General features: G+C 65.8%; 16 protein-coding genes. 4 read left to right on the top strand and 12 right to left on the bottom strand.

Annotated elements, in window-relative coordinates; genetic code table 11:
- Nucleotides 1–18: 18 nt before the first annotated feature.
- The 7 genes from atpG to ACUVWL_RS20180 form a co-directional block, all read right to left on the bottom strand.
- Nucleotides 19–882 (bottom strand): F0F1 ATP synthase subunit gamma, encoded by an 864-nt coding sequence (atpG, locus tag ACUVWL_RS20210; protein WP_014648494.1) that lies wholly within the window; start codon nucleotides 880–882, stop codon nucleotides 19–21.
- Nucleotides 883–979: 97 nt separating this feature from the next.
- Nucleotides 980–2,527, bottom strand: coding sequence for a F0F1 ATP synthase subunit alpha (atpA, locus tag ACUVWL_RS20205; protein ID WP_005419511.1), 1,548 nt, complete (start codon nucleotides 2,525–2,527; stop codon nucleotides 980–982).
- A 44-nt stretch (nucleotides 2,528–2,571) separates the two neighbouring features.
- Nucleotides 2,572–3,099 carry a F0F1 ATP synthase subunit delta gene (locus ACUVWL_RS20200; RefSeq protein WP_014648495.1) on the bottom strand — a complete coding sequence of 176 codons (528 nt, stop codon included), beginning with the start codon at nucleotides 3,097–3,099 and terminating at the stop codon, nucleotides 2,572–2,574.
- A gap of 2 nt (nucleotides 3,100–3,101) precedes the next feature.
- On the bottom strand, nucleotides 3,102–3,572 hold the full coding sequence (locus ACUVWL_RS20195) for a F0F1 ATP synthase subunit B (RefSeq protein ID WP_005419512.1): 471 nt from the start codon (nucleotides 3,570–3,572) through the stop codon (nucleotides 3,102–3,104).
- Between the two features lie 106 nt (nucleotides 3,573–3,678).
- Nucleotides 3,679–3,984, bottom strand: a complete 306-nt coding sequence (atpE, locus tag ACUVWL_RS20190) for a F0F1 ATP synthase subunit C (protein ID WP_005411133.1) — start codon at nucleotides 3,982–3,984, stop codon at nucleotides 3,679–3,681.
- Between the two features lie 73 nt (nucleotides 3,985–4,057).
- A complete protein-coding gene (atpB, locus tag ACUVWL_RS20185) occupies nucleotides 4,058–4,858 on the bottom strand; it encodes a F0F1 ATP synthase subunit A (RefSeq protein WP_014038569.1) in 801 nt (266 codons plus the stop codon).
- A 31-nt stretch (nucleotides 4,859–4,889) separates the two neighbouring features.
- The gene (locus ACUVWL_RS20180; RefSeq protein ID WP_014648497.1) at nucleotides 4,890–5,255 is read right to left on the bottom strand and encodes a hypothetical protein; all 366 of its coding nucleotides are present in this window, start codon (nucleotides 5,253–5,255) and stop codon (nucleotides 4,890–4,892) included.
- Nucleotides 5,256–5,713: 458 nt separating this feature from the next.
- On the opposite strand from ACUVWL_RS20180, the gene ACUVWL_RS20175 reads away from it, so the two are divergent.
- Complete coding sequence (locus ACUVWL_RS20175) at nucleotides 5,714–6,532, top strand: hypothetical protein (protein WP_046432636.1); 819 nt, start codon at nucleotides 5,714–5,716, stop codon at nucleotides 6,530–6,532.
- 638 nt (nucleotides 6,533–7,170) lie between these two features.
- Here ACUVWL_RS20175 and lpdA read toward each other — a convergent pair.
- From lpdA to ACUVWL_RS20160, 3 genes are all read right to left on the bottom strand, one after another.
- Nucleotides 7,171–8,973 (bottom strand): dihydrolipoyl dehydrogenase, encoded by a 1,803-nt coding sequence (gene lpdA / locus ACUVWL_RS20170; protein WP_049405902.1) that lies wholly within the window; start codon nucleotides 8,971–8,973, stop codon nucleotides 7,171–7,173.
- Nucleotides 8,974–9,080: 107 nt separating this feature from the next.
- Entirely contained in the window at nucleotides 9,081–10,799 is a 1,719-nt protein-coding gene (gene aceF / locus ACUVWL_RS20165) for a dihydrolipoyllysine-residue acetyltransferase (RefSeq protein WP_445978697.1), read from the bottom strand.
- A gap of 167 nt (nucleotides 10,800–10,966) precedes the next feature.
- Nucleotides 10,967–11,482 carry a DNA-deoxyinosine glycosylase gene (locus tag ACUVWL_RS20160; RefSeq protein WP_445978696.1) on the bottom strand — a complete coding sequence of 172 codons (516 nt, stop codon included), beginning with the start codon at nucleotides 11,480–11,482 and terminating at the stop codon, nucleotides 10,967–10,969.
- 186 nt (nucleotides 11,483–11,668) lie between these two features.
- Here ACUVWL_RS20160 and ACUVWL_RS20155 point away from each other — a divergent pair, with 186 nt between their 5' ends.
- The 3 genes from ACUVWL_RS20155 (at nucleotide 11,669) to glpK (ending at nucleotide 15,661) form a co-directional block, all read left to right on the top strand.
- Nucleotides 11,669–12,304 carry an OmpW/AlkL family protein gene (locus ACUVWL_RS20155; RefSeq protein WP_014648503.1) on the top strand — a complete coding sequence of 212 codons (636 nt, stop codon included), beginning with the start codon at nucleotides 11,669–11,671 and terminating at the stop codon, nucleotides 12,302–12,304.
- 246 nt (nucleotides 12,305–12,550) lie between these two features.
- Nucleotides 12,551–14,056, top strand: a complete 1,506-nt coding sequence (gene glpD, locus ACUVWL_RS20150; RefSeq protein WP_445978695.1) for a glycerol-3-phosphate dehydrogenase — start codon at nucleotides 12,551–12,553, stop codon at nucleotides 14,054–14,056.
- Nucleotides 14,057–14,161: 105 nt separating this feature from the next.
- Entirely contained in the window at nucleotides 14,162–15,661 is a 1,500-nt protein-coding gene (glpK, locus tag ACUVWL_RS20145; RefSeq protein WP_046432650.1) for a glycerol kinase GlpK, read from the top strand.
- 136 nt (nucleotides 15,662–15,797) lie between these two features.
- On the opposite strand, the gene ACUVWL_RS20140 is transcribed toward glpK, so the two are convergent.
- Nucleotides 15,798–16,592, bottom strand: a complete 795-nt coding sequence (locus ACUVWL_RS20140) for a MetQ/NlpA family ABC transporter substrate-binding protein (RefSeq protein ID WP_014648506.1) — start codon at nucleotides 16,590–16,592, stop codon at nucleotides 15,798–15,800.
- Nucleotides 16,593–16,617: 25 nt separating this feature from the next.
- Entirely contained in the window at nucleotides 16,618–17,589 is a 972-nt protein-coding gene (locus ACUVWL_RS20135) for a helix-turn-helix transcriptional regulator (protein WP_014648507.1), read from the bottom strand.
- Between the last annotated feature and the right edge of the window lie 72 nt (nucleotides 17,590–17,661).

Genomic DNA, 17,661 nt, shown 5'->3' with positions numbered 1-17,661 from the left:
TGCTTTGAACGAACGCGGTCAGACTGCTGCCGCGCCGCCGACGATTTCGGAGATTTCCTGGGTGATCGCTGCCTGGCGCGCCTTGTTGTAGACGAGCTGCAGAGTGCCGATCAGCTTGTTGGCGTTGTCGCTCGCTGCCTTCATCGCAACCATGCGTGCCGCATGCTCGGAGGCGACGTTTTCCAGCAGTGCCTGGTACACCAGCGACTCGATGTAACGCGTCATCACGTGCTCGAGCACGGTCGCGGCATCGGGTTCGTACAGGTAGTCCCAGTCGTGGTGAGCGACCTGCTTCTCAGCCGGCGGCAGCGGCAGCAGCTGATCGAAGCTGGCCTTCTGCACCATGGTGTTCACGAAGCGGTTGTAGACCAGGTACACGCGGTCGATCCTGCCTTCGGTGAAGGCGTCGAGCATGACCTTGATCACACCGATCAGCGATTCCAGCTTCGGCACGTCGCCGATGTGGGTCACGCTGCCGACCATGTTGACCTTCACGCGGCGGAAGAAGGTCGAAGCCTTCTGGCCGATGGTCACCAGGTCCACTTCGGCACCCTTGTCCTGCCATGCCTTGGCTTCGCCCAGCATCTTGCGGAACAGGTTGTTGTTCAGGCCGCCGGCCAGACCGCGATCGGAGGAGATCACGATGAAACCGACCCGCTTGACCTGCTCGCGCTCGACCAGGAACGGATGCTGGTAGTCGGTGCTGGCCTGGGCCAGATGACCGATCACCTGCTTCATCGCCTGCGCGTACGGACGCGAGGTCTTCATCCGATCCTGCGCCTTGCGGATCTTGGAGGCCGAGACCATTTCCAGGGCGCGCGTCACCTTGCGGGTGTTCTGCACGCTCTTGATCTTGGTTTTGATTTCGCGTCCGCTTGCCATCTCTTGTTTCCCGTGGCGCGGGGCTGATGCCCCGCGTTGTTCAACCGTTTGTCATCTGGTCCAGCGGAGCCAGCGGCTCCGCTCTACAGGACCGCGATTACCAGCTGCCGGTGGTCTTGAACTCGGCGATGCCCTTCTTGAAGGCACCTTCGATGTCGTTGTCCCAACCGCCGGTGGCGTTGACCTTGCTGATCAGCTCGCCCTGGGTGTTGGCGAAGTGGGCGTGCAGGCCTTCTTCGAACGCCAGCAGCTTGTTGACCGGCACGTCGTCGAGGTAACCCTCGTTGACGGCGTAGATCGACAGCGCCTGGTTGGCGATCGACATCGGCGCGTACTGCTTCTGCTTCATCAGCTCGGTGACGCGCTGGCCACGCTCCAGCTGCTTGCGGGTCGCTTCGTCCAGGTCCGAGGCGAACTGCGCGAACGCAGCCAGCTCACGGTACTGGGCCAGCGAGATGCGGATGCCGCCCGACAGCTTCTTGATGATCTTGGTCTGGGCCGAGCCACCGACGCGCGACACCGAGATACCGGCGTTCACGGCCGGGCGGATGCCGGCGTTGAACAGGTCGGTTTCCAGGAAGATCTGGCCGTCGGTGATCGAGATCACGTTGGTCGGAACGAAGGCGGACACGTCGCCGGCCTGGGTCTCGATGATCGGCAGCGCGGTCAGCGAACCGGTCTTGCCGGTGACCTTGCCTTCGGTGAACTTCTCGACGTATTCCTCGGACACGCGGGCAGCGCGCTCGAGCAGACGGGAGTGCAGGTAGAACACGTCACCCGGGTAGGCTTCACGGCCCGGCGGACGCTTCAGCAGCAGCGAGATCTGGCGGTAGGCAACGGCCTGCTTGGACAGATCGTCGTACACGATCAGCGCGTCTTCGCCGCGGTCCATGAAGTACTCACCCATGGTGCAGCCCGAGTAGGCGCTGATGTACTGCATGGCAGCCGATTCGGAAGCGGTCGCGGCCACCACGATGGTGTGGGCCAGCGCGCCGTTCTCTTCCAGCTTGCGCACGATGTTGGCGATGGTCGACGCCTTCTGGCCGATCGCAACGTACACGCACTTGATGCCGGTGCCCTTCTGGTTGATCACCGCATCGATCGCCATGGCGGTCTTGCCGGTCTGGCGGTCACCGATGATCAGCTCGCGCTGGCCACGGCCGATCGGGATCATCGAGTCGACCGACTTGTAACCGGTCTGCACCGGCTGGTCGACCGACTTGCGCCAGATCACGCCCGGCGCAACGCGTTCCACCGGAGCGGTCAGGTCGGTGCCCAGCGGGCCCTTGCCGTCGATCGGCTCGCCCAGCGCGTTCACGACGCGGCCCAGCAGTTCCGGGCCGACCGGCACTTCCAGGATGCGGCCGGTGGTCTTGGCGACGTCGCCTTCGCGCAGGTGCTCGTAGTCACCCAGGACCACGGCGCCGACCGAGTCGCGCTCCAGGTTCAGGGCCAGGGCGAAGGTGTTGTTCGGCAGTTCGATCATTTCGCCCTGCATCACGTCGGCCAGACCGAAGATGCGCACGATGCCGTCGGACACGCTGGTCACGGTGCCTTCGTTGCGCGATTCCGCGGCCAGCTTGACCTTCTCGATGCGGTTCTTGATCAGTTCGCTGATTTCGGAGGGGTTGAGCGTGGTTGCCATCGTCAAGTCCTAGTGCCGGCAGCGGGGCCGGACGTTAAATGAATTCAGTTAGCGAGCGCGGTCTGCAGACGGGCCAGCTTGCCCTTCAGCGAACCATCGATGACCACGTCGCCGGCGTCGATCACGGCGCCGCCGATCAGCGAAGCATCGACCGCGGTGGTCACGTCGACCTCGCGGTTGAAGCGCTTGCGCAGCGCAGCCTTGATCGCGTCCAGCTCGCCGGCCGACAGCTCGGAAGCCGAGGTCACCGTGGCCTTGACCACGTGCTCGGCTTCGGCGCGCAGGGCGTCGAACATGCCGGAGATTTCCGGCAGCAGCGGCAGACGATGCGATTCGGCCAGGATGGCCAGGAAGCGCGAGTAGGTCTCGCCGTGCGACACCGGCGCCAGCAGGGCGACGGCGTCGTCACGACCCAGCTCCGGGTTGGCGAGCAGGGCCGCCACGCGCGGGTCGGCGGCGACGTGGGCGGAGAACGCCAGGGCGTCCGACCACGGCGCGAACGCACCTTCGTCGCGCGCGGTCGCGAACGCGGCGCGGGCGTACGGGCGGGCAAGCGTGAGGGCCTGGCTCATCCTTAGATCTCCGAGGCCAGCTCGTCGAGCAGCGCCTTGTGGGCGTTGGCGTCGATTTCGCGCTTGAGCAGCTTTTCGGCACCGGTCACGGCCAGCGCGGACACCTGCTTGCGCAGATCTTCACGGGCACGGTTGGCGGCGGCGTCGATTTCAGCCTGGGCCAGTTCCTTCTGACGGGTGGCTTCGGTGATCGCTTCGTTACGGGCTGCATCAACGATCTGGTTGGCACGCGCGTGGGCCTGATCGATGATCTCGTTGGCCTTGGTGCGGGCTTCCTTCAGCGCTTCGTTGACCTTCTCCTGCGCCTGGGCCAGATCTTTCTGGCTGCGGTCGGCAGCAGCGAGGCCTTCAGCAATCTTCTGCTGGCGCTCTTCGATCGCGTTCATCAGCGGCGGCCAGATCTTGGTCGCGATGATCCAGATCAGACCAGCGAAGGCCAGCGCCTGCGCAAGAAGGGTGAAATTGATATTCATGGTTAGCTCGATCGCTGGTTTCGGGGTGGACGTGCCGCCGAAGCGGCACATCCGGCCTTCATCCGAAACCGGGTGCATCAGCACCCGGTCGTCTCAAACCGCTGTATCAGCCGGCCAGAGCCTTGGTGACGGCGCCAGCAAAGGCAGCCGACAGCGGGTTGGCGAAGGCCAGCAGCAGGCCAACGGCAACCGAGATGATGAACGCGGCGTCGATCAGGCCGGCGGTGATGAACATGCGGACCTGCAGGACCGGGATCAGTTCCGGCTGGCGCGCGGCCGACTCCAGGAACTTACCAGCCATGATGGCCAGACCCAGACCGGCGCCCAGCGCGGCCAGGCCGATCATGATGCCGACGGCAAGGGCGGTGGAGCTCTGAATCTGCGCGAAGTTGGTCAGGACGGCGAAGTACATGGTTATCTCCAGGAACTTAAGTTGCTAAGGGTGATGAAACGGATGAAGGTTGAAACGCGTTGAAGCTTGAAACTCAGTGAGCGTCTTCCGACAGGCTCAGGTACACGATCGACAGCATCATGAAGATGAAGGCCTGCAGCGGGATCACCAGCAGGTGGAACAGCATCCAGCCGAGGCCGAACACACCACCCGCGATGGCACCGAAGAAACCGGCACCACCCAGCACCCAGATCAGCAGGAACACGATTTCGCCGCCGAACATGTTGCCGAACAGTCGCATCGCCAGCGAGATCGGCTTGCTCAGCCACTCGACGATGTTGAGGATCAGGTTGAACGGCATCATCCACTTGCCGAACGGCGCCGTCAGGAATTCCTTGACGAAGCCGACCAGGCCCTTGGACTTGAGCGCGAAGAACAGCATCAGGAAGAACACGCTGATGGCCATGCCGAGGGTGGCATTGACGTCAGCGGTCGGCACCGGCTTCCAGTAGTGCACGCCCACCCATTCCAGCGGCTTGGCGATGAAATCGGCCGGGATCATCTTCAGCAGATTCATCAACAGGATCCAGAAGAAGATCGTGATGGCGATCGGCGTGACCAGCTTGCTCTTGCCGTGGTAGGTGTCCTTGGCCTGGCGGTCGACGAACTCCAGGCAGATCTCGACGAAGGCCTGCCACTTGCCCGGCACGCCGGCGGTGGCCTTGCGGGTCCCCAGCCAGAACGCGACAACGATCACCAGGCCCATCAGGACGGCGGTGAGGAAGGTATCGACGTGGATATGCCAGAACATACCCTCACCCTTGCCGACCGGTGCGGTCAGGTTGTGCAGGTGATGCTGGATGTAGCTGGTAGGGGTTAGAGCCTCGCCCGCCATGTGTCCGGAACCTTCAGTTAATTGAATTCTGTCAACGCCTGGCCATGGCCAGGACCTGGAACATCAAGCCGACGGCGATACCGGCCAACAGCGCCAATGCAGGCAGCTTGAAGACCAGGAACCCCACCAGCAGGACGCCGAAAACCACGACCCACTTGGCCACGATCGCAATGATCAGGCGAGCCATCGCCGATCCTGCGGCCACCGCACCACCGCCCAGAGCCATCCGTGCCGCAACCCAGCCGCCGGCCGAAATGGCCACACCGGACGCCAGCGCGCCGAGGGCATACTTCGGACCTACCAGCAGGAAGGCCAGGGCCAGGACAGCCACCGCGGCCAGCGGGTAGACCGCGGCGCGCAGCATCAGTCGCCGACCCGCATCAACGGAGTTCAGCACAGGACGTCCCGCGTGGTTGCAAGTGGAGGGCTGAGGCGGCTACAGCAGGGGGGCCTCATCGAGCCGCCAAATTATAGCAATGGGACAATTTGCGAGACAACCGCTGCCTGTTCATCCCTGGAAGCCGCAAGTTGCGGTAACGGTTACATTTTTGCGTGCCACCCGGGGGACAATGACGTCCGCGTGATGCTGCACCGCAGTATTGAACTTTGGTCGCAGGCGCGGAACTTTCGCTGGATGCGCCGGTCCGATCTTTCGACCTGCCTGCAGCAACCTCGTCGACGCTCCGCCCCGCAGGTCCCACGATGGCCCCGAAGCCCGTCTCCGGGGCCATCTTTTTGCGTCGTCGCGACAGGGCTGAACCGTGCACACTCCGTGGACCATACGTTCACGGATGGTGGACGGCGGCGTCCGGCACAGTGGTCTTCATTCTGATGAACCACTGCAAGGACTCTTCGATGCGCCCCGTACCCACCCTGCTCGCCCTTTCCCTGCTCGCTGCCGGCGCCTCGTTCGCCAATGCCGCCCACGCCGCCGAAGGCGACGACCGCTTCGCCATCCGTCTGGGTGCGATGAACATCGATTCGGACAACACGCTGCGTGGCAGCACCACCGTGGCCGGCCAGGACATCTCCCTGGACCAGGACTTCAAGCTGGGTGGCAAGGAATGGGAGCCGCGCATCGACGGCATGTTCCGCATCAGCAACCGTCAGCGCCTGCTGTTCAACTACTTCAAGTACGACAAGGACCGTCGCGAGACGCTTGACCAGGGCATTTCCTTCGGCGGTGAGAGCGTGCCGGCCGGCAGCTTCGTGAAGGGCGAGCTGAAGTACCAGGTGGCCAGCCTGGTCTATGACTACTCGGTCGTCGATACCGACACCTTCGACCTGGGCCTGCAGATCGGTGGCGAGTACGCCAAGGTCAGCACCAAGGGCTACGCGGACCTGGGCACGGTGTATGAAGGCCAGTTCCTCAACGAGAAGGCCGATGGCGTGGCACCGGTGGTGGGTGCGCGCATGACCTTCACTCCGTCCGAGCGCTGGATGATCACGCTGCAGGGCCAGTACCTGAACACGCGCTGGGGCAGTTTCGATGACTACAAGGGCGACCTGAGCCGCGCCAATGCGATCGTCGATTACCGCTTCACCAAGAACTTCGGTGTGTTCGCCGGCTACGACTGGTTCAAGCTGGACGTGGACAAGAAGGGCAGCGACGGCACGGTCGGCCTGAAGCAGGAATTCAAGGGCCCGGTGGCCGGTATCAGCTTCGTGTTCTGATCCCCTGCCCCTTCCACGGCATCTTCTCTCCTGGCGCGGCCTCCGGAACATCGGGGCCGCGTTTTTTCTTTGCATCGTCGAGCAGAAAAGCAGGCTGGTCGAGCGCTGGGGGAAGAGGGGCTTGCGTGCGAATGTCCCCCGGCGCCGGCCTGCGGCCGACGCCTCCTCCTTTACTTCGCACACAACCCCCGCTCCCTCCGCGTGTCAGGCATCCCGGCGGCCCAGGCACTGGCTCTCGACTATCTGCAAGCCGAGCCGCTGCACGGGTGGCAATTGCCGTAGACGCATGCGTGGTCGAGCGCTGGGGGAAGAGGGGCTTGCGTGCGAATGTCCCCCGGCGCCGGCCTACGGCCGTCACCTCCTCCTTTACTTCGCACACAAGCCCCTCTTCCCCCGCGTGTCAGGCATCCAGGCGGGCCAGGCTGTGGCTCTCGACTATCCGCAAGCCGAGCCGCTGCGCGGGTGGCGGGCATTTCGACAAAGTAAAGGAGGAGGCGACCGCCGCAGGCGGGCGACGGGGGACATTTGTCGAAATGCCTGCCACCCGCGCAGCGGCCCCACCCTTTGCTGCAGCACTGATCGAAGAAAAAAAGCCCCGGCAGATGCCAGGGCTTTTCGTTCGGAACGGCGCGGACGCCTTACTTCTTCTTCGGCATGTACAGATCGGTGATCGTGCCGTCGTAGATTTCCGAGGCCATCGCCACCGACTCGCTCAGCGTCGGATGCGCATGGATGGTGTGGCCGATGTCTTCCGCTTCCGCACCCATCTCGATCGCCAGGCCGATCTCGGCCAGCAGGTCGCCGGCATGCACGCCGACGATCGCGCCACCGATGATGCGGTGGGTCTCTTCGTCGAAGATCAGCTTGGTGAAGCCCTCGGTGCGACCGATGCCGATCGCGCGGCCACTGGCGGCCCACGGGAACTTGGCCACGCCGACCTTCAGGCCCTTGGCCTTGGCTTCGGTCTCGGTCACGCCGACCCAGGCGATTTCCGGGTTGGTGTAGGCCACCGACGGAATCACGCGGGCGACCCACTCCTTCTTGTGGCCGGCTGCCACTTCAGCGGCCAGCTTGCCCTCGTGCGTGGCCTTGTGGGCCAGCATCGGGTTGCCGACGATGTCGCCGATGGCAAAGATGTGCGGCACGTTGGTACGCATCTGCCGATCGACCGGGATGAAGCCGCGGTCGGTGACCTGCACGCCGGCCTTCTCGGCATCGATCTTCTTGCCGTTCGGCGAGCGGCCCACGGCCACCAGCACGCGGTCGAAGGTGCCCTGCGCCAGCGCAGGCGCCTGGCCTTCCTCGGCGGCTTCGAAGGTCACGGTGATGCCCTTGGCATCGGCGGTGACGCCCGAGGCCTTGGTCTTCAGGTGCACGTCGATGCCCTGCTTCTTCAGGCGGTCGGCCAGCGGCTTGACCAGGTCCTTGTCGGCGCCCGGCATCAGCTGGTCCATGAACTCGACCACGGTGACCTTGCTGCCCAGCGCGCTGTACACGGTGGCCATTTCCAGGCCGATGATGCCGCCACCGACGACCAGCAGCGAGCCCGGCACTTCGGCCAGCTCCAGCGCATCGGTGGAATCCATCACGCGCTTGTCGTCCCACGGGAAGTTCGGCAGCTTCACCGCCTGCGAACCGGCGGCGATGATGCATTTCTGGAAGCGCAGCAGCTGGGTGCTGCCGTCAGCCGCGGTGATTTCCAGCTCGTTGGCCGAAACAAACCTGCCGACGCCCTGCACGTTGCGGACCTTGCGCTGCTTGGCCATGCCGGCCAGGCCCTTGGTCAGCTGGTTGACGACCTTTTCCTTGTACGCGCGCAGCTTGTCCAGGGTGATGGTCGGCTTGCCGAACTCGACGCCGAAATCACCGGCGTGGGCAACCTCGTCGATGACCGCTGCGGCGTGCAGCAGCGCCTTGGACGGAATGCAGCCCACGTTAAGGCAGACGCCGCCGAGGCTGGCGTAACGTTCGACCAGCACCGTATCCAGGCCGACGTCGGCGGCGCGGAACGCAGCCGTGTAGCCGCCCGGGCCCGAGCCCAGCACGACCATTTCGCACTCGATATCGGCCGGCTTGCCACTGGACAGCGCCGGCTTCGGCGCAGCCGGTTCGGCCGGGGCGCGGTGCGACGGGGTCACCGGCGGCTTGCTGGCCGGGGCGGCCGGAGCCGGCGCGGCGGCCTTGGCCGGGGCTTCGGCGGCGCCTTCAGTGTCCAGCACCACGACCACGGCGCCTTCGGACAGGGTATCGCCAAGCTTGACCTTGATTTCCTTGACCACACCAGCGGCCGAGGACGGCACTTCCAGGGTGGCCTTGTCCGACTCCAGGGTTACCAGACCCTGGTCCTTCTTCACCGTGTCGCCGACGGCGACCAACACTTCGATCACCGGCACATCGCTGTAATCGCCGATGTCGGGAACCTTGACTTCAATCGTGGCCATGGTGGGTTTTCCTCGTGCCCGCCCGGCGGCGCCGGCGGGCTGTCACTGCATCTGTTCACGCGGCCGCGCCAGGGGCTGCGGCCGCACGGTGGGGGCGAAGCGGTGCCTTACAGCAGCACGCGGCGCATGTCGGCCAGTACCTGCGACAGGTACGTGGTGAAGCGTGCGGCCAGTGCGCCGTCGATGACGCGGTGGTCGTAGCTCAGCGACAGCGGCAGCATCAGCTTCGGTGCGAATTCCTTGCCGTTCCAGACCGGCTGGATGGACGACTTGGAGACGCCGAGGATGGCCACTTCCGGTGCGTTGACGATCGGGGTGAACGCGGTGCCGCCGATGCCGCCCAACGAGCTGATCGAGAAGCAGCCGCCGCTCATGTCCGCCGGGCCCAGCTTGCCGTCGCGTGCCTTCTTGGCCAGTTCGCCGGTTTCCTGCGCGATCTGCACCACGCCCTTCTTGTCCACGTCGCGGATGACCGGCACGACCAGACCGTTCGGCGTGTCGGCGGCGAAACCGATGTGGAAGTACTTCTTCAGGGTCAGGTTTTCACCGCTGGCATCGAGCGAGGCGTTGAATTCCGGGAACTTCTTCAGCGCTGCGGCGCTGGCCTTGATCAGGAAGGCGAGCATGGTCAGCTTGATGCCGGCCTTCTCGTTCTCCTTGTTCAACGCCACGCGCAGGCCTTCCAGGTCGGTGATGTCGGCCTGCTCGAACTGGGTGACGTGCGGGATCATGGCCCAGTTGCGGGCCAGGTTCGCACCGGAGATCTTCTTGATGCGCGACAGCGGCTGGACTTCGGTCTCGCCGAACTTGCTGAAGTCGACCTTCGGCCACGGCAGCAGGTTCAGGCCACCACCAGCGGCGACGGCGCCACCGGCAGCGGCCGGCACGCCACCGCTGAGCGCGGCCTTGACGAACTTCTGTACGTCACCCTTGGTGATGCGGCCACCCTTCTCGGTGCCGTTGATCTGCAGCAGGTCCACGCCCAGCTCGCGGGCGAACACGCGCACCGCCGGGGTGGCGTACGGCACCTTGGCCGGCAGCACGCCATCGGCATTGAACTGCACCGGCGGGCTGGACGGGGTACCGGCCGAGGCGATCTCGCGGGCCGCCAGCTTGTCCGGCTGCGCCGGCACAGCGACCGGCTCGACCTTGGTGGCGGTCTCTGCGGCAGCCGGAGCGGCAGCTGCAGCGGCCTTGGTCGGCGCCGGCGCGCCAGCACCCTCGGCTTCGATGATGGCAACCACGTCGCCTTGCGACAGATTGTCGCCCACCTTGACCTTGATCTCCTTGACCACGCCGGCCACAGACGACGGCACTTCCATGGTGGCCTTGTCGCTTTCCAGCGTGACCAGGCCCTGGTCCTTCTTGACCGTATCGCCCACGGCGACCAGCACTTCGATGACCGGAATGCCGGCGTAGTCGCCGATGTCCGGCACCAGGGCTTCAACCGCACCACCGCTGGCAGCCGGAGCGGCCGGCGCAGCTGCGGCCGGCGCGCTCTGGGTGGCGGCAGCCGGGGCAGCGGCCTTGGCCGGTGCCGGTGCCGGTGCGGCAGCGGCCGGCTTGGCGGCTTCGGCTTCGCCTTCGGCCACTTCGATCAGGGCCACGACCTTGCCTTCGGACAGGCTGTCGCCCACTTTGACCTTGAGCTCCTTGACCACGCCCGCCACCGAGGACGGCACTTCCATGGTCGCCTTGTCGCTTTCCAGCGTCACCAGGCCCTGGTCCTTCTTGACCGTGTCGCCGACGGCGACAAGCACCTCGATTACCGGGATATCGCTGTAGTCACCGATATCGGGGACAAGTGCTTCCTTGATTTCGGCCATGGGGATAACTCCGGCAATCTGGTGTAGGGAAACGTCTATTGTGCGGCCAGCGGGGTCCAGCGCCAACCGTTACAGGTGTTTTCAGTACGCACGCAGCCGGGACAGCCTGTTGCCCATGGGTCGGGTGCGCGACCAGTCGGTAGCGTATTGTCCAGGCGAAGTCCGCTTCATGTCGCCCGCGCGTCGGCCACCGGCTGCCAGGCCTGGCGCAGGCGCGGCAACGACCACGCCGCATTGGCAGGGCTGGTCGACGGCAGCGCGACCACCTTCGGCGGGGCCTCCAGCCGCGGCAACACCCAGCGCTGGAATGCCTGCAATGACGCGCCGCCATTGCAGCCGATCAGCGTCAGCTCAGGCAACGTGGCGATCAGTTCCGGCAGTGCATTGGCCACTTCCGTGCCACGCACGATGTCCGCATCCAGGCTGCCGCGCCGCTCGCAGCGCCCGATCACATCCCACAGGCCGATGCCTGCGGCGTTCAACGCCTGCAGCCGTTGCGCATAGGGCAGATCCGCGTCGAAACCGCAGATATCGGCCATCAGCGGCCAGAAGCGGTTGCGAGGATGCGCGTAGTAGCGCTGCTCCTGCAGGGATGCCACGCCTGGCATCGAGCCCAGCAGCAGCACCCGGCATCCCACGTTCACCTGCGCTGGCAGGCCAATGCACAACGTTGCCGTGCTCACATCTTCTCCAACTGCATGAATGTCGGCGAGAGCAGAAAACGCCACGAATAAAGGCATTCCGCACCCGTCGCTGAACAAGGAAAACTATTTTTTAACGTGCGTCGGATTCGATTCATGTTGGGGCGACTACGGTGTGCTCGCCCCGCAACCGGGGGCCCAAAACAAGAAACATTAGGAGATACCCCCATGCGCTCCATCCGTATCCTGAGTCTCGCCCTGCTGACCTCCGCCGCCTTCGCGCCGGCCGCTTTCGCCCAGGACAGCAGCACCACCGATACCGCTTCGGGCAAGCATTTTGCCGTTGTTGGCGGCATCTCGCTGCTGGAGCCGAAGAACGACCCGATCACCGGCGTGAAGAAGACCGACGGTGGCCCGGCGCCGACCGTCAGCTTCAGCTACTACATCAACGACAACTGGGCCGTTGAGCTGTGGGGCGCTGCCGACAAGTTCGACAACAAGTTCAAGGGCCCGAACAACGCCCGCCTGGGTTCGGTCGAGCAGCAGCCGGTCGCGCTGAGCGGCCAGTACCACTTCGGCCAGGCTGACAACGTGTTCCGCCCGTTCGTGGGCGTGGGCTACTACCAGTCGAGCTTCAGCAACGAGAAGCTGGGCAACGGCGCTGACACCGACATCCGCTTCAAGGATGCCAAGGGCGTGATCGGCACCGTCGGCGTCGACATGAACATCAACTCCACCTGGTTCGCCCGTGCTGACGCCCGCTACATGCGCGCCCGCCCGGACATCAAGGTCGGCGGCGAGAAGATCGGCGAAGCCAAGATGGATCCGTGGACCGTCGGCTTCGGCATCGGCGCCCGCTTCTGATCCAGGCAGCACCTGCTTCACTGATGCAACGCGACGGGCCCTTCGGGGCCCGTCGTCGTTTCCGTCACCCGCGTTCCGCGTTTAGAGCCGAGCCCATGCTCGGCTGCTTTTTTGTAGAGTCGAGCCAAGCCCCCTATCCCGAGTCGAGCGGCGGGCTCCGCGCGCATTGCGATGCGTTACGTTCAATGGCGCCCACGGTCAAGGGTGGCGCGGCTCGGCTCTACAGACACAGGACGCGGAGACACGATGGACGACGTCGACCTGCTGGTGATCGGTGGCGGCATCAATGGCGCCGGCATCGCCCGTGACGCCAGCGGCCGCGGCCTGCGCGTGCTGCTGTGCGAACAGCATGACCTGGCCGCGCACACCTCCAGCGCCAGCAGCAAGCTGATCCACGGCGGCCTGCGCTACCTGGAGCAGGGCGAGTTCGGGCTGGTGCGCAAGGCGCTGGGTGAACGCGAGGTGGTGCGCCGGCAGGCGCCCCATCTGGTCCATCCGCTGCGCTTCGTCCTGCCGTGGGAACCGCACCTGCGCCCGCGCTGGATGCTGCGCGCGGGGCTGTGGCTGTACGACCATCTGGGCCGGCGCAGCCCCGCCTTCCCCGCGTCACGCGCACTGGAACTGCAACACGATCCGCTCGGCCAGTGGCTCTCCCCGGCGCTGCGGCAGGCCTTCAGCTACGCCGATGCGCAGGTCGATGACGCGCGGCTGGTACTGCTCAACGCCCTGGATGCCGCGCAGCGGGGCGCACAGGTGCAGGTGCGCAGCCGCTGCATCGACCTGCACCCCGTGCAGGGCCGGTGGCGGGCTGTTCTGGAATCCGCCGATGGCCAGCGGCACCCCGTGAATGCCCGCGCCGTGGTCAATGCGGCGGGCCCGTGGGCCGGGGGCCTGCTGGAACGGATGCAGGCGCGCAGCGGCGACCCTGCGCTGCGTCTGGTGCAGGGCAGCCACATCGTGCTGCGCAGGCCCTGGCCCGATGACAGCGCCTGCCTGCTGCAGCAGCCCGACGGGCGGGTGGTGTTCCTGCTGCCTTTCGCCCACGACCACCTGCTGGTGGGCACCACCGATACCGACTATCGCGGTGACCCGGCGCGCTGCAGCGTGCTGCCTTCCGAGGTGACCTACCTGTGCGAAGCGGCCAATCGCTACCTGCGTGACCCCATCGCCCCGGACGAGGTGGTCTGGGCGTTCGCCGGTGTCCGTCCATTGCTGGCCGACCCGGATCCGCGCGCAGCGCAGCTGAGCCGCGACTACCGCCTGCAGGTGCAGGTGGACCCGGCACCGGCGCTGCATGTACTGGGCGGCAAGCTGACCACCTACCGGGTGCTGGCCGAGGAGGCACTGGACCTGCTGCGCCCTGCCCTGCCACAGATGGGACCGGCCTGGACGGCGCGCGGAGACCCGCTGCCGGGCAGCGACTGGGGCGACGCCGCACAGGCGTGCTCGCGCCTGCTGGCGCTGGCACCGTGGTTGCCCGCAGGTATCGCGCGACGCTGGGCCGGGGCCTATGGCAGTCGCAGCGCGGAACTGCTGCAGGGTGTACAGGGCCTGCACGATCTGGGCGAGGACTTCGGCGGTGGCCTGCATGCACGCGAAGTGGACTTCCTGCGCGAACGCGAGTGGGCGTGTGACACCGACGATATCCTGTGGCGCCGGAGCAAGCTGGGGTTGCGCCTGGATGCTGCGCAGGTGGCACGGCTGCAGGCGTGGATGGAGGGTCGGATCCCTTTCCCACGGAAAGGGCTCTGACCCCCGTGATGCCACGTGTGCCAACCCAGGTTGGCAGCTACCAGGGCAGCCGCGCGCGACGCGATCGATGCATTAGGATTTCCCCATCGCCATTGGAGACGCTGCATGACGCCCCGCTACGTGCTGGCCATCGACCAGGGCACCACCAGCTCGCGCGCGATCCTGTTCGACCGCGCCGGCGACATCGTCGGCAGCGCGCAGCGCGAGTTCGCGCAGATCTTCCCGCAGCCCGGCTGGGTCGAGCATGACCCGCGCGAGATCCTTACCAGCGTCTATGCCACATTGACCGAACTGCTCAGCCGCGGGCAGATCGACCCACGCCATATCGCCGCGCTGGGCATCACCAACCAGCGCGAAACCACCGTGGTCTGGGACCGTGCCACCGGCCAGCCGATCCACAACGCCATCGTCTGGCAATCGCGGCAGAGCCACGCCATCTGCGAGCGGCTGAAGTCCGACGGGCATGAAGCACTGATCCGCGAGCGGACCGGGCTGCTGATCGACGCCTATTTCTCCGCGACCAAGGTGCGCTGGATCCTCGACCACGTGGATGGTGCGCAGCAGCGCGCCGAACGTGGTGAGCTGCTGTTCGGCACCATCGACAGCTGGCTGGTGTGGAACCTCAGCGGTGGCCAGGCACATGTGACTGACTACAGCAATGCGGCACGCACGCTGCTGTTCAACATCCACACGCTGGACTGGGATGACGACCTGCTGGCCCTGCTCGACATTCCGCGCGCGATGCTGCCGCAGGTGCGCGACTCCAGCGCGGTGTACGCACACACCCGGCCGCAGTTCTTCTTCGACCACCCGATCCCCATCGCCGGCATCGCCGGTGACCAGCAGGCGGCGCTGTTCGGCCAGGCTTGTTTCCAGCCGGGCATGGTCAAGAACACCTATGGCACCGGTTGCTTCATGTTGATGCACACCGGCGCGCAGGCGGTGCGGTCGCGCAACGGCCTGCTGACCACCATTGCCTGGGGCCTGGACGGGCGCGTGGAGTACGCGCTGGAGGGTTCGATCTTCATCGCCGGCTCGGTGGTGCAGTGGCTGCGCGATGGACTACGCATGATCGAACGCGCCAGCGACAGCCAGGCGCTGGCTGCGCAGGTGCCCGACAGTGGCGGCGCCTACCTGGTGCCGGCGTTCGTCGGCCTCGGCGCGCCCTATTGGCGCAGTGATGTGCGCGGTGCGATGTTCGGCCTGACCCGTGGCACCCGCAAGGCGCACTTCGTGCGCGCCGCGCTGGAAGCGATGGCCTACCAGACCCGCGATGTACTCGATGCGATGCAGTCCGATGCGGGTATCGCGCTGACCGAGCTGCGCGCTGATGGCGGTGCGATCGGCAACGACTTCCTGGCCGGTTTCCAGGCCGACATTCTCGGTGTGCCGCTGCTGCGGCCGCGACTGACCGAGACCACCGCGCTGGGTGCGGCCTATCTGGCCGGCCTGGCAGTGGGGTTCTGGAACAGCCGCGAACAGATCGCCGCGCAATGGGGCCTGGACCGGCGCTTCGAGCCACGGATGGAGGTGGCCCGGCGCGAGAAACTGTATGCGGGATGGCAGCAGGCGGTGGCCGCGACCCTCGCCTTCCACGTCGATTGAAACGGCAATGCCCTGCCCTGCTGCGGCACGTGGAGTGACACTGTAGAGCCGAGCCATGCTCGGCTGCTGCTGGCGGGATACCGCAAAAAGCAGAGCCGAGCATAGGCTCGGCTCTACAGGCGAATGGGCGCTGGCGTCAGAACGCCGGCAGCACCGCGCCCTTGTACTTGGTCTCGATGAACGCCTTCACCTGCGGGCTGGTCAGGGCCTTGGCCAGCTTCTGCACGCGGGCGTCGTCCTTGTTGTCCGGGCGCGCGACCAGGAAATTCACGTACGGCGAGTCCTTGCTCTCGATCGCCAGCGCATCCTGGGTCGGGTTGAGGCCTGCGTCCAGCGCGTAGTTGGTATTGATCAGGGCCAGGTCGACCTGGTCCAGCACGCGCGGCAGCATCGCCGAGTCGAGCTCGCGGAACTTCAGGTTCTTCGGATTGGCGATGATGTCGCGCTGGGTCGCCAGTGCGTTGGTCGGGTCCTTCAGCTCGATCACGCCGGCCTTGTGCAGCAGGATCAGCGCGCGGCTGTTGTTGCTCGGATCGTTCGGGATCACCACGTCGGCGCCTTCGCGCAGCTCGGCCAGCGACTTGACCTTGCGCGAGTACGCACCGAACGGCTCGATGTGCACGCCGATCACCTTCACCAGGTCGGTCTTGCGGTCGCGGTTGTAGGCATCCAGGTAGGGCTCGGTCTGGAAGTAGTTCGCATCCACCTGCTTCTGCACCAGCTGGTCGTTGGGCTGCACGTAGTCATTGAACACCCGCACGTCCAGGTCCACGCCTTCCTGCTTGAGGATCGGCTTGACCACCTCGAGGATCTCGGCATGCGGCACGGCCGTGGCGGCCACCACCAGCTTCTGCGAGGGCTCGCCGGACTTGCCGCAGGCGGTCAGGGCCAGCGCAGCGGCGAGCAGGGGCAGCAACAGGGTCTTTTTCATGGGGGATTGAATTCTCGGGGGAGTGTCAGGAGTTTTCGTAGTTGCTCAGGGCCAGCTCAAGCAACGCCTTGGCCTGCTCGCGCAGCATCATGGGCTCGACGATCTCGGCATCCGAGCCGTAATGCAGCACATCCATCAGCAGCTCGCGCGAGACGCTGTACGGCACCTTCAGCTCATAGCGGCCGTCGGCCAGGAAGCGGCCCTGCTGCTTGGAATGCCAGTGCTCGTCGGCCACCCAGCGCGCGGCCTTGGCGCTGAACAGGATGGTCGCCCAGCCCTTCGGCGCGCCAGAGAAGATGCCGTAGCTGGCGCCGAGCTGCTCGTCCAGCTCGCTGTCGGCGACGTCGCGCGCGGTGCTGTCGACCACCCGCGCCTTGTGGATGCGGTCGACCGCGAAACTGCGCAGGGCGTCGCGGTCATGGTCCCAGGCATCCAGGTACCAGTTGTCGCGATAGTGGGTCAGGCGCTGCGGCGAGACGGTGCGCTTGGTCGGCTCGTCGGTGGAACGGGCACGGTACTCGAACGCCAGCTGGCGGCGCTCCAGCACGGCCGATGCGACGCTGCGGAAGCTGCCTTCGTCAAACTTGCGGCCACGGTGCGGAATCACCCGCACGCGGTCGACCGGCCAGCTGGACACGCCGGCCTGGGCCGCCAGCAGGCTCTCGATGCGTTGCTGCAGCGGTGCCAGCACCGACGACAGCACACCACCGCCGGTCCGCGCCAGCAGGTGCTGCGAGGCCAGCAGGGCATGCAGCTCCTCCGAGCTGAGCCACAGGCCGGGCAGCTCGAAACGGTCGCTCTCGTCAGCCTGGTAGCGGAAGCCCGCCTCGCCGTCGCCCTCGATCGGTGCCATCAGCGCATCGCGCAGGAAGGCCAGGTCGCGGTAGACGGTGGCGCGGGAACAACCGAGCTTGTCCTGCAGGGTCGCCACCGTCACCGGATAGCGCGCGGACTTGAGCAGACGATGCAGGGCGGTGATGCGTTCGTATCGGTCCATACCCCCGATTATGTCCGAGTCGCGGGTCTTGTGTGGGACGTTTGGGCTATCGTGGTCGCCCCCACCCCCATG

It is taken from the genome of Stenotrophomonas muris, assembly GCF_052751275.1.
Note: the sequence above shows the minus strand (reverse complement) of the source record. Positions and strands in the feature narration are given on the sequence as shown.